General features: G+C 47.8%; 10 protein-coding genes and 1 tRNA gene. 6 read left to right on the top strand and 5 right to left on the bottom strand.

Annotated elements, in window-relative coordinates; genetic code table 11:
• Nucleotides 1-34 precede the first annotated feature (34 nt).
• Together dapB and HYX48_03360 are read right to left on the bottom strand one after the other, a co-directional pair.
• The gene (dapB, locus tag HYX48_03365; GenBank protein MBI2742935.1) at nt 35-814 is read right to left on the bottom strand and encodes a 4-hydroxy-tetrahydrodipicolinate reductase; all 780 of its coding nucleotides are present in this window, start codon (nt 812-814) and stop codon (nt 35-37) included.
• 654 nt (nt 815-1,468) lie between these two features.
• Nucleotides 1,469-1,984: a DUF5399 family protein gene (locus tag HYX48_03360; GenBank protein MBI2742934.1), complete on the bottom strand. Its 516-nt coding sequence runs from the start codon at nt 1,982-1,984 to the stop codon at nt 1,469-1,471.
• A 157-nt stretch (nt 1,985-2,141) separates the two neighbouring features.
• On the opposite strand from HYX48_03360, the gene HYX48_03355 reads away from it, so the two are divergent.
• The 3 genes from HYX48_03355 (at nt 2,142) to HYX48_03345 (ending at nt 6,599) form a co-directional block, all read left to right on the top strand.
• Nucleotides 2,142-3,809: a hypothetical protein gene (locus HYX48_03355; GenBank protein MBI2742933.1), complete on the top strand. Its 1,668-nt coding sequence runs from the start codon at nt 2,142-2,144 to the stop codon at nt 3,807-3,809.
• A 28-nt stretch (nt 3,810-3,837) separates the two neighbouring features.
• A tRNA-Arg gene (locus HYX48_03350) sits at nt 3,838-3,910 on the top strand.
• Between the two features lie 28 nt (nt 3,911-3,938).
• Nucleotides 3,939-6,599 (top strand): hypothetical protein, encoded by a 2,661-nt coding sequence (locus HYX48_03345; protein ID MBI2742932.1) that lies wholly within the window; start codon nt 3,939-3,941, stop codon nt 6,597-6,599.
• On the opposite strand, the gene HYX48_03340 is transcribed toward HYX48_03345, so the two are convergent.
• From HYX48_03340 to HYX48_03330, 3 genes are all read right to left on the bottom strand, one after another.
• Nucleotides 6,588-6,857, bottom strand: a complete 270-nt coding sequence (locus HYX48_03340; GenBank protein MBI2742931.1) for a KH domain-containing protein — start codon at nt 6,855-6,857, stop codon at nt 6,588-6,590. The genes HYX48_03345 and HYX48_03340 overlap by 12 nt on opposite strands.
• 66 nt (nt 6,858-6,923) lie before the next feature.
• Entirely contained in the window at nt 6,924-7,865 is a 942-nt protein-coding gene (locus HYX48_03335) for an RluA family pseudouridine synthase (protein MBI2742930.1), read from the bottom strand.
• Nucleotides 7,866-7,904: 39 nt separating this feature from the next.
• On the bottom strand, nt 7,905-8,186 hold the full coding sequence (locus tag HYX48_03330) for a hypothetical protein (GenBank protein MBI2742929.1): 282 nt from the start codon (nt 8,184-8,186) through the stop codon (nt 7,905-7,907).
• 382 nt (nt 8,187-8,568) lie between these two features.
• On the opposite strand from HYX48_03330, the gene HYX48_03325 reads away from it, so the two are divergent.
• The 3 genes from HYX48_03325 to HYX48_03315 are packed head-to-tail and all read left to right on the top strand — an operon-like array spanning nt 8,569 to nt 11,136.
• Nucleotides 8,569-9,000: a regulatory protein RecX gene (locus HYX48_03325; GenBank protein MBI2742928.1), complete on the top strand. Its 432-nt coding sequence runs from the start codon at nt 8,569-8,571 to the stop codon at nt 8,998-9,000.
• 31 nt (nt 9,001-9,031) lie between these two features.
• On the top strand, nt 9,032-10,036 hold the full coding sequence (locus HYX48_03320; protein ID MBI2742927.1) for a glutamyl-tRNA reductase: 1,005 nt from the start codon (nt 9,032-9,034) through the stop codon (nt 10,034-10,036).
• Nucleotides 10,024-11,136 carry a polymer-forming cytoskeletal protein gene (locus HYX48_03315; protein ID MBI2742926.1) on the top strand — a complete coding sequence of 371 codons (1,113 nt, stop codon included), beginning with the start codon at nt 10,024-10,026 and terminating at the stop codon, nt 11,134-11,136. The genes HYX48_03320 and HYX48_03315 overlap by 13 nt, the downstream gene beginning before the upstream one ends.
• The last annotated feature ends 388 nt before the right edge of the window (nt 11,137-11,524 follow it).

The raw sequence follows: 11,524 nt of genomic DNA, 5'->3' as shown, positions 1-11,524 counted from the left end.
AAACGGAAAAAGGCAGCTGCGGCAGTTTCAAAAACTAATCAGGTTGCAGTATTAGATCTTTTAGAGAATACAGTCCGGGAGGGCGGCCCGCGAGGAATTTGGCGGCTCTGATCGCCCCCTTGGCAAAAGCTTCTCGAGAGTGGACCTCGTGGGTGATTTCTAGACGCTCACCCTGGCATTCAAAGATCACGCTATGTTTGCCTGGGACAGCACCAGAACGTATCGAGTGGATCTGAACAGTATCTCGGCTGCGCGGCTGTGTATTCTCTGTGCTGATCTGCCCAAAGCCAAGGCTTGCAGCGAGAGCGAGAGCGGTTCCGCTGGGAGAGTCTCTCTTTTGCGTGTGGTGAGTTTCGATGATGTCTACATAGGCAGACTCTTTGAGGTGTCTGCCAAAGAGGGCGCACGCCTCTAAGCAGAGGGCGATGCCTAAACTAAAATTTGGCGAGAAGAGGAGTGGGATCTCTTTTGCTAAGGATTCGATTTCGAGCTTAGCTTCTCTAGTGTGGCCAGTCGATCCGATGACAAGGGGCTTTTTGTGCTTAGCTGCGATTCGCGCATTTTTTAGAGTCGAGTCTGGTAGAGAGAAGTCGATTAAGACCTGCGCCTTTTCGACGATCTCTTCGATGCTCGGTTGAAGCTTCAACCCGAAGGCCTCAGCTCCAATTAGCTCTCCCAGATCCCTGCCGACGTGAGGCGACCCAGCGCTTGTGCAGCCGCCGGCTACCTTTACACCCGCATCTCCCAGCGAACAGGTCAGAAGAGTCCTCCCCATCTTCCCCGCCGCTCCAACAACACCAATCAATAAACCCATCCCCCAATCATCGAAAACCCCTCCCTTCCCGTCAATCCAATTTTAGATATAACGAGTTTTCCGTTAGGAAAACTCCATTTCATTTTTTATTTAATTAGCAGAATAGACATGTCGGATGGTGTGCGCTTCGCCACACCTCCCGCGACCACCTTGCGCTTCACCTCGCTTTGCCAAATCGCGTCCTCGGAGAAGGGGCGTACCTCTGTACGACCCCTGGCGCGCTCGCCGCGCTTCTCCTGTGGGTGCGATTTTGCTGTGCGATCTGAAGCGATCGGCTGCTCATGCGTTCATACCCCGCCGGACTAACGTCTCGGGTGCGGGGCGCCTTTCACGTCAATCGCAGATGTATCTAAAGAGACTAAGAACTTCTCTCTTCGATCTCTCTTTATTGCGGCGAAGCCGCATCACTTCTGCGCCACGGAGTAAGGCGCAGGCCTTCGCTTCAGATCGCACAGCAAAATCGAAGCGCAGAAAAGCCGGCCAGGCGTACAGGGTAGGGCAATGGCCCACTCTGTTTTCGAGCACGCGATTTGGCAAAGCGAGGTGAAGCGCAAGAGGGTCGCAGGGAGGCCCGGAGAGAAAGCGAAGCTTTCCCCTGGCCTACCCGACATGTCTATTCTCCCAAAAAACCTTTTTAGGTCTTTTTAAGTGGTTTTAGCCTTTTTGGTACTGGAGCTTGCGGGAGTTGATCTGGCCGAGGAGCCGGTTGAGGTGGGTGACTGTCTGGAGGAGGTTGATGATGGAGCTCTTGTCGCGCTCGAAGAGAAAGCTATCTTGATTTTTTGCTTTTTGAATCTGCATCGCTCTCTGAATGAGCTCATGCTCAGGTTCGTCTTGTTCTTCTTCTTGATCGTCGCTCTCTTTGCCTTCCCCCTCGTTCTCTACCTCGTCGATGAGAGGGATCGAAGGGAGAATGCAAAATGAGAAGAAGCGATTCGCTTGGCGGTGTTCGGTGGGAGGAGGAGAGAAGGCCGCCCAGCTCTGGTTGTTTGCTCCCATCTCGAATAGATCTGCCCACTTAGAGACGTAGATCTGCGATGTTCCGACAACTTCGAAGTGTTGGGAGAGGTTCGACGCTTCTAAAAGTAGATTTTTGTCATAAGACTGCTGATCCTGAGCGTACCGCTCATGGGTCTTGATGTCCAAGTTGTCTATGGTCGTAGCTTTCATCTTTTGTACTCTATCTAAATCTAATTAACGCGCGCGCGTACAATATATAAACATCAACGAATTTAAATCAATAATTTAGTGCAGATGAAAATTTTCTAGAAATAGCTACAAAAAAAAGAACGGGTCGTCATATATTGTTCGTGGCGTGCCACAAATTATGACGATAGAAAACGGAAAAAAACAGATCTTAAAACGGGCCCTTAAATGGGGTCTGTTTCTATTTTTGCCTCTTGCTGCAATGGGGGATGAAGAGTCCATTGTTGTCTCCGTTTGTCCAGAAGAGAGTGGACACATGGTCAACTTCAACGATGTCCCTGTAATTGAAGTTATCCGTTTTGTTAGTCGCATTTCAGAAGTTAATTTCATTTTTAATAATAAAGAGCTCGAGTTCAACGTCACGCTCGCATCTGGAAAGCCTGTGAGCTCTGAGAATGTTTTAAAAGCGCTTTTGCAAATGTTAAAAGCGCACGGCTTTGGTGTTTCGCATGATGAGGACTACTATGTGATTCATAAGAGCAGCAGAGAGAAAAAAGAGGGCGGCATGCTCTTCTCTCCTCCTTCTGTTGAGTTCCGGGAAGAGAGTGAGCAAGTAGCTGCAAAAGGTGCAAAGGAGACTGCCCCTGCAGTAGCTCCTTTGGCTGCACCGCTGCCTCTACTTGCGGCTTCTGGAAGCTCCGAACCGCGAGAATTCTACGTCTACAAATTGCAATACCATCAAGGGTGTGAAATCGAAGATGCGATCAAGAAGATTGCTGCGGATCTTGCAAACCAGCCAGAAAAACCGACTAAACTTCTCGCTGCTATCCATTCCATGCAGTGGGTGAAGGTGACAAACTCGCTCCTCTGTTCTGGAGACCCCGAAACGCTCGAATCTCTAAGAAAGCTGATCGTCTCCCTCGATGTTCCACTTAGACAGGTCTTTATCGAAGTCCTCGTCATTGAAACAGATGTCAAAAAGGGGATGGAGTTTGGCCTCGAGTGGGCAGTCGGTGGAAAGTATAGCGGCGGAGCTTTTGGCATGGGAAGCTTCCCTCCGGGCCGCGGAGGCCACGGCTTTGCTTCTACGATGCAGTCGATGGGTCCCGATTCGAGTCCTACGGGTCTTGGCCAGATCCCTATTGGCAATGGCTTTGATCTTGGTGTAATCGGCGATATCATTAAACACAGAGGTCACTCTTATCTGACTCTGGGTTCTCTAGTTTCTGCACTGCAAGTGGATGGAGATAGCACCATCGTCTTAAACCAGAAGATCATCACTCAGGATAATAAGAATTCAAAAATCTTTGTGGGAGATAACATTCCCTTCACCGGCTCTGTGATCCAAACGATTGGGCAGAGCCAGCAGACTGCTGCGAATATCGAATATCGAGATATCGGGGTGAACTTGAGCATCACGCCGATGTTAGGAGAGGGTGATATCATCACACTAGATATCGACGAGGAGATCACTGAGAGCCTCAGCGAAACTCTCACATCTACAAAGCATGTGAACGGAATTCACACCACCAAGACAAATATGGTCACTCACGTTCACGTTCCGGATAGACACTTCCTCGTTCTAAGCGGGATGGCAAGAAATGCCAAGTCGCACCACAAAGCGGGTATCCCTTGCCTTGGCGGTCTGCCTGTTATTGGAGCTGCATTTAGCAAGACAAAAGAGCAGGATGAGAAGCGTAATATTATTATTTTTGTCAGACCTCATATCATCCACTCGTTTGAGGACTACCGTAAAATTAGCAAGAATCAAGGGGCCCCAGCCCCCTATGACATCGAAGTAAATTTGGATCCCAAACTACCTCCAGCAGAAAATGTCATTGATAAATGATTTTTCTCCCGCTAACATGGATCTTTTTGGATCGATAGCTCAGTGGATAGAGCACCCGCCTTCTAAGCGGGTGGTCGCAGGTTCGAGTCCTGCTCGATCCGATACTTTTAAATAAAAGTGTGTTTTTGCATGGCGAAAGCAAAGGGAAAAGTCTCTTCTTCCAGATCTAGTGCTTCAGCTGCTTCCACACGTCTTGGCGATTATGCCATCTCTCGCTTCAAATTCTCAGGATTAGATCGCGCTATTAAAGATCTTCTCTCTCCTGCATTTAAAAGAGCGAGCGAGACCCAGAAGAACGAAAAAGTAAATCGCCTTCTTTTAAAACTTGTTCAAGAGACTCCAGCTCCTAATTTTCTTCTGGGTGCGGTGCTCGACTACATCGACCTCATCAATCAAGAAAAAGTTTTAGAAGCCTACTCGTTTTTCAATTTTGAGCTCTGGCTCAACCAGGCCTCGGGCCTTTCGGATGAGGAGAACTATAAGGTCCGCGCTCGTATCGCTGGAAAATTTCTTCCTCGAGACGAGTATCAGATCTACTTCCCGATCAGCTCAGGAAAAAAGCATGGGGGGACGCACTTTGTCACAGCTCACTCCTCTCCGGATCTCGATACGACCGTCGCCTCTTTTTGGGGATGGGTAGACGCCTTTGCTGCACGCGTTAGCGAAGGGCTTCACGTATGGAATGTTCCTGGAGGCTCTCCTCCTCTGCAGATCGACGTAAAGCTCCTTTTTCATCAAATTTTTGGTGAAAATGTCTTTTTGCATCTTGCCAAAGGCAGAAGCACTCTTGCTCTCTCTAGCTTAGATCTTATGACTCAGAAAGGGGTCTTTAAAAAAGAGATCAAAGAGTCTTCTCTTACTGTCGACCATGAGAGATCTCAGCATGCGGTGATTCTGGTCGATGAGAAGGGCTACTATCTAGGCGATTGGCGCAGCATGGATGTCGACGGTGTGCGTCAGGTGATCATGATGCTTAGCCAAGCTCTCCGCTGGTTTGAGAATAATCTTCACGTGCAGCTCATCTCTCTTTTTGCAAAAGAGAAGCTATCTACTAAAGATTTCGCTCCCTTCCTCGAGTCTGTTTTTCAGATGACGATTGGCAGCACGCAACCCGTTAAAGAGCTCACAGAGAAGCAGAGAGAGAATCTCGCAAGCTATCTGGTCAATGTTCTTAAAGTAAAACAGGGACTCAAGAGCACCTTTGAAGAGTTCGCCCACGCGATGAAAGCTCACTCAGTCTTCGACTTTCAGCAGTTCATCGACCTTGTTGAGTCTCTGAAGAAGAGCTCCCTGTTCGATAAGCAGGGGCGTCTAATCGAAGATCGCCCTCGTATTTTTAACCAGTTACAAAAGATCATCCGCGGCCTTGATGTTGCGATCCAGAGCATCGGAAGCTTCGTAGAACGGCTAGGGATAGCCCTCGAAATTAAGACAGAGGTCTTTGGGCATAAGCCGAGCACTCTGAGCTCACGAGCCGATTTAGACGAGATTCGCGGTAAGATCGGCTCCTACCCCTATCTCACTGTTACTTCAACAGACAAAGAGGGTCGTGTCACTCCGATGGGAGTGGTCTATGCAAGCGAGCTGCTCAAGCCGGTTCTGGGAACAGTCACTCTGCGAGATTTCAGCAATCGCGAAGAGACGAAGGTCCCTTCCTATTTAGAAGTGATCAGCATCATCGATCACCACAAGAGCTCAATTAATACTAGCGTCCCTTCGGTCTCTCATATTTCCGATGCGCAGTCGTCAAATACTCTGGTAGCGGGTCTCGCATTCAAACTTAACGATGCATACGGCACAGGTGGAATGAGCCTTGCGCAGGTTGAGGCTCAAATTAAAGCTGTAGAAAAAGATCTCTCTCTTCCAAAAAACAAGAGAATCATGCGCAGGCTTCTGCAGCGCCACATGGCAATTGAGAATAAGAGCGCCCATTTTGTCGATCCTCAGCGAGAGCTCATCGAGTATATGCACTTCTTCTTTGCAATTCTCGATGATACAGATCTACTCACAAAGGTCTCCTTCCGCGACGTCGAGTGTGTGGCATCTCTTCTCAATCGCCTTAAATCTCTTGTGCTTTCAAAAGAGGTTGAGATCATCTCTTTTGACGATCTTCCCAGAGATGAAAAGTTTGCTCAGAAAGCGGCAAAACGCATTCTTCAGAACGAGGACGCCTATTCTCTCTATCAGAAGATCTATCTAGGCAAAGAGGAAGCTGTTGAGCACAATCTCATGCTCTGTATTGGCGGACTTCCGTCGACAATCTTCTTGGATACTAAAACGCAGAATGGTTGCGCTCGAGTAGGCCAGACAAAATTCTTTGCAAGAAACATTCCTACCTATCAGAAGCACGCTGATCGCATTCGGGCGAGCTGGTATGAGCAGGCCTTGGAGGCCTATAAAGAGAAGAAAGAGATCGATCTACACATCCAGATGGTGAGCACGCTTATTGGTGCTGAAGAGCTCTTTTCTGGCGAGTCTGAGCCGAAATATAAACATCAGGATGAGCTGTGGATCTGGATTCCTTCCACAGAGCTTGCGATCGAACATTTAAAGACATTTCTAAATGCCTTCCGCGCTCTTCCAGCAATTGCGCACAATAAGATGGAAGTTGAGTTTTTGGGTGATAATGCAAACGAGCTTGAAAAGATTTTTAAAGAGAGCTTTCTCTCAATTCCTAAAACGCGGGCAAAGAAGCCTTCTCTGCCCATCGCCGTCTTAAAATTAACTGCTGGTTCGATCAATTCACGCAAGGCGCATATATCGCCCTGCCTTCCGAGCCTACTCGCTTAAAGTCTCTGCGCTTTTTACTGCGCCTTCTTCTTCGAGAATTTCCAGGTTAACGCGAATTCCATTTCTGCTAGCCACTGACATAAGCAGTGTGCGGATTGCATTGATGGTCTTCCCTTTTTTGCCGATAATCTTGCCGATATCAGATTTTTCCACAGAGAGTTCGATGATCAGTGTGTGAGCACTTCCAACCTCTGTTATGCGGACCTTATCCGGGTGATCGACTAGATTTTTCACGATGTATTCGACAAATTCTTTCATTGCGCAATCCTCGTTTTGAGTTCGAGATGTATGGGCAGGCCATTTGAGCTTAAGCTATTGCATAAGCTAGTTAATATTTGAAGATACGGAAAGTGGCGATATAAATCTAGCGCTCACTTCGGTAGGAATGGGAGATTCGACCTCTACTACAGCAGAGGTAAATGGATGGATAAATTTTATGCGATGAGCATGAAGCAGTTGTCTTGAAGCGCCATATTTTTCATTTTGCTGTTTAGAGCCGTATACTGGATCTCCGAGAACAGGAGAGCCAATGTGCTTCATGTGTACGCGGATCTGGTGTGTGCGCCCTGTTAAGATCTGCAGCGCAACAAGTGCAAGCGGGCCCTCCTGAGCAATAACGCGGCATAGAGTGATCGCCTCTTTGCCCCTCTCTTCGCACACACCCATCTCTTGTCTATACTTGTGATGCCTTCCGATTGGTGCATCGATCCTGCTTACCTTTGGAGCTCCGATGCAAACGGCAACATAGTGTTTTTCAACTTGCCGAGTCGCAAAGAGAGAGACGAGCTTCTGATGTGCCTGAGATGTTTTTGCAGCGATAAGAACACCAGAAGTGTCTTTATCGAGGCGATGCACGATGCCTGGGCGAAGGTCAGACTCGTTTGTTGGACGAATGGTCTGACAGTAGTAGATTAGTGCGTTTGCAAATGTGCCTGAAGGATGCCCTGGAGCGGGATGCACCACAAGGCCTGCTGGCTTATCGATAATGAGGAGATGCTCATCTTCGAATAAGATGTTTAGAGGAATATTCTCGGGTTTAAGAGAGAGCTCTGGGGTTAAAGCAAAGCAGATCTCGATCTCATCCCCAACCTTTGGACTCTCTCTCTTTTTCAGAACTTGTCCAGAAACGAGAACACCCCCCTCTTCAATTAGAAATTGAAAATAGGTGCGCGAATAGTCGGGAAAGCGGCTAGTGAGCAGCTTATCGAGCCTCAGGCCCGCTTCTTCTGGTGTAACAAGAATTATTTCACTAGTTTCGTTAGACATGCAGCTAGTATAGCACGGAGCAGCAGATTGGACAGAGTTTTAAGTGTCGTCTTGAGCGTCTTGCTGCAATTTCTTGCGAAGCTCTCTAGACTTTTCTTGCTCTTTTTTTACTGCATTGATGATCTGGTTGAGTACCAGACCGACGATTTTTTTTAGCTCGTCTGGAGAGGCTTGACCTCTAAACATGACAGACCAGGCAGCGAGAGGGTCCTTGGCGCTTCCGCCCGTTGCTTCAAATCGCGTAGGAGCTCCAGCTCCTTGTGTCATAGGGCCTTGCGGAACGGGTGGCGAAGAACCTGGGCCTTGAACATTACCTGTCATACCCTTCATTCTTGCTTGAAAAAGAGAAATGAAGCAATAAAAAAATCCCCTCACCGAGGTGAGGGGCGAAGTGGTCTTCTATTATTTTATTATGCTATAAGCGAGAGTTAAGGACTTATTATTATAGGAGGATTAATATCCCTTTTCTCAAAAATAATTTTAACATAAATCAAATTAAAATTCACCTTTATAGTTGTGATGTAACCTATTGGTGCTTATGAAGATAGACATATCAATATGTGCGGAAGAGCCACAGTTTCTGGAGGTTAGAGTAGATAGTAATTATTTTAAAAAATTACCTAAGTCTTTGTTTATAAGAAAGATAAGTTCTTTGCAACGCTGCAGCTCACTTGAAGAATTGCTGGAACTCATAGAGAAAGTCATGGCTGAAGGGGCGTTTAGATACGTTTTGAGCCTTCTTGCTAAGAAGGGCTACTTCTCTAGAGAGCTCCGAGAGAAGCTCTCAAAGCGAGGTTATTCGCTGAAGGCGATCGAAAAGACGATCGAGCTGTGCACAGCCCGTGGGTATCTAAACGACGAAGCGGAGAGCGAAAGGGCCATCGCAAGTGAAGTGAGAAAGGGGCGAGGGCCGCTCTACATAGCAGCAAAACTTAAGGCGCGAAGTCGCATAGTTTCGCCAGCAATCAAAAATATAGATCAGAGAGCGAGCATTCTCTTGCTGCTGCCTAAACTTTGCAAAAAATACGACCCCAAAACATACGAGGGGAGAGGCAAACTTTTTCAAGCGCTTCAGCGCAGAGGTTTCGAAACAGAAGCAATACTTTCTTGCATCGAACAGCAATTTCCTGTTTAGTAAAGTATCAATTTTAAACTGGGATATATCGATGCGTATTGGAGTTGTGGGGATCAATGCGAAGTCCTCGGAACTTTCTCTTCGTGAACACTTAGCAAAAGCCGCAGCAAAACTATTTGGCTGTGATGCACTCGAACAGATGCACTTTGGCTCTCTCTTCCTATCAACCTGTCATAGAACTGAGATCTACTACTCTACGCCTAATCTTGCAGAGACCCATTCCGAGATTTTACAGCTACTGAGACAGGAGATCGACCTCCCATTTGAGCACAACCTCTACTCCTATTTTGGACAGGAGTGTTTTACACACCTTGCAAGGGTCGTATCGGGTTTAGATAGCGTTATTTTGGGAGAGGGGGAGATACAGAGACAGGTTAAGAGGGCGTATGAGAGCGCGCTGACCTATAGAAAGCTGCCAGCACCACTCCACTTTCTCTTTCAGAAGAGTTTCAAGATTGCAAAGGAGCTGCGCTCATCCGATTTCTTTCCGAGAGGAAGTCTAAGTTTGGAGTCTGTCTTGTTCCACCTCTCTTCTCAATTTGGAGGAAGAGATACTCCTGCCTTATTCGTAGGGAACTCTGCGATTAATCGTAAAATTCTCGACTACTTCAGAAAAAAGGGAATGAAAGACTTAACCATTTGTACAAGAGCTCCCGAAGCTGCGGCAGATCTCTTAGAGGCAGGTGTTAAGCTGATGCCTTGGCATAAGCTCAACTCGTGGCAGGAGTTTCCTTTTGTGATCTGTGGAACGAATCGGTCGAATTTCATTATCAACTCAAATCAGATCAGCGAAGATTCCCCGCTTCAAACACGTCTAGTTGTAGATCTCTGTGTTCCGCGTAATGTCGATCCGGGAATTGGACGCCATCCTCAAATTACACTCTTTAACATCGAAGAGATCTCAGGCCTATTGCAGGCGAAAGAGGGAAAATATATACAGGAAATTCTACTCTGCAAAGATAGGCTTAACATGCTGGTCGAGAGACAATTCTCTCTATTTTTAGGACGTGAAGAGAGCTCAATATGCTACGCGTAATACTGGTTTTTCTATTCGCATGTGCGCAGCTTGTTGCGGATGAACCTATCCCGGAGATGGTGGGGGTTCCCGCAAACACGGTCCATCAAGGGGACTATCTTGTCATTGGGAATAATGTGGAGATCTCCGGAGTAGTCGAAGGGGATGTCTATATTATTGCGACACAGGCGATCGTTGATGGTCACGTAAAAGGAGATCTCCTTCTCTGTGTTGCAAATGCAGAGATCTCTGGAAAAATCGATCATAATATTCGGATAGTCGCAGGACAGGCGATGATTAGTGGTGATATTGGTGGGAGTGTTTCCATGCTATGCGGAAATGTTCACATACCACCCGCTGCAGACATTGAAGGAAACCTCGTTTGCGCCGGAGGGAGTGTCGAAGTAGCGGGAAATATTATGGGCAGTGCCACTGTTTCATCCTCTTTTCTCCGCGTCTCGGGGAAGATCGGAGATGAACTCACTGCTTACGTAGGCAAGATGCGCATCTCTTCTAGAGCTTCGATCGCAAGAGATCTAAATTATAGAAGCAGCGAAAATGCCTATATCGACCCTGAAGCGCACATCGGCGGACACATAAACCGAGAGCCAACTCTTTTTACTCGTCTATTTAGAGGCGGCTGGATTCAAAACCTGCTGGTGGGCTCGAAGCTCGCTGTTGTGGTGATGAACTTCTTGTACAGCTTTGTAATCGGATGGATTCTGCTTAGACTCTTCCCCAAGAATGTGGAGGCGGCCCTCGAAGCTCTATCGAACTCTCCACTTAAAGCCTTCGGCTACGGCCTCATGCTTCTCGTTCTACTTCCGCTCGCTTCGCTTATTCTTTTAATGACTATCCTTGGCGCTCCGTTTGCGCTTACTCTCATCGCCTTGAACGTCATCGGATTCTACACTGTTAAAATCTTCTCCATCCTCTGGGCTGTAGAAGAGGTCTTCAAGCGATCGAAGTGGCATATAAAGAGGCTCTCAGCGCTCGCTCTCGGCCTTCTTCTCTACTTCCTGCTCCTTCCCATTCCCTACCTCGGATTTATCCTCACAATCACTGTTCTAATCTTCGGACTTGGCGCCGGAGCCGCCGCCAGCCTCCGCCGCAAACTCTAACAAATATAGCCTGCGCCGTTGCGGCGCAGTTTAATATTATCGTAATTTTAGTTAGGCGTTCTGAAGAGCCGAGATAGACATGTCGGATGGTGTGCGCTCTGCCACACCTCCCGCGACCACCTTGCGCTTCACCTCGCTTTGCCAAACCGTGTGTTCGAAAACAGAGTGGGCCATTGCCCTACCCTGTACGCCTGGCCGGCTTTTCTGTGCTACGGTTTTGCTGTGCGATCTGAATCGAAGGGCTGCTCGAGGCGCTCATTCCCCGCCGGACTTACGTCTCGAGTTGCGGGGCCCCTTTCGCGTCCAGTCGCAGGGCTAGGCAAAGAGTTTGAAGAGAAAGGTCTTCAGTCTCTTTATCTACAACTGCGACTGGACGCGAAAGGGACCC

This window comes from Chlamydiales bacterium (assembly GCA_016185065.1).
Taxonomy (GTDB): domain Bacteria; phylum Chlamydiota; class Chlamydiia; order Chlamydiales; family Rhabdochlamydiaceae.
The sequence above is the reverse complement of the archived record's forward strand: the minus strand, read 5'-3'. Positions and strand labels throughout refer to the sequence as shown.

What these genes read in the sequence shown, in the direction of transcription:
- HYX48_03335 (MBI2742930.1), bottom strand. Translation starts at nt 7,865, where the DNA reads ATGTCTAACGAAACTAGTGAAATAATTCTTGTTACACCAGAAGAAGCG.
- HYX48_03345 (MBI2742932.1), top strand. Translation starts at nt 3,939, where the DNA reads ATGGCGAAAGCAAAGGGAAAAGTCTCTTCTTCCAGATCTAGTGCTTCA.
- HYX48_03340 (MBI2742931.1), bottom strand. Translation starts at nt 6,857, where the DNA reads ATGAAAGAATTTGTCGAATACATCGTGAAAAATCTAGTCGATCACCCG.
- HYX48_03355 (MBI2742933.1), top strand. Translation starts at nt 2,142, where the DNA reads ATGACGATAGAAAACGGAAAAAAACAGATCTTAAAACGGGCCCTTAAA.
- HYX48_03360 (MBI2742934.1), bottom strand. Translation starts at nt 1,984, where the DNA reads ATGAAAGCTACGACCATAGACAACTTGGACATCAAGACCCATGAGCGG.
- HYX48_03325 (MBI2742928.1), top strand. Translation starts at nt 8,569, where the DNA reads ATGGCTGAAGGGGCGTTTAGATACGTTTTGAGCCTTCTTGCTAAGAAG.
- HYX48_03315 (MBI2742926.1), top strand. Translation starts at nt 10,024, where the DNA reads ATGCTACGCGTAATACTGGTTTTTCTATTCGCATGTGCGCAGCTTGTT.
- HYX48_03320 (MBI2742927.1), top strand. Translation starts at nt 9,032, where the DNA reads ATGCGTATTGGAGTTGTGGGGATCAATGCGAAGTCCTCGGAACTTTCT.
- HYX48_03330 (MBI2742929.1), bottom strand. Translation starts at nt 8,186, where the DNA reads ATGACAGGTAATGTTCAAGGCCCAGGTTCTTCGCCACCCGTTCCGCAA.
- dapB (MBI2742935.1), bottom strand. Translation starts at nt 814, where the DNA reads ATGGGTTTATTGATTGGTGTTGTTGGAGCGGCGGGGAAGATGGGGAGG.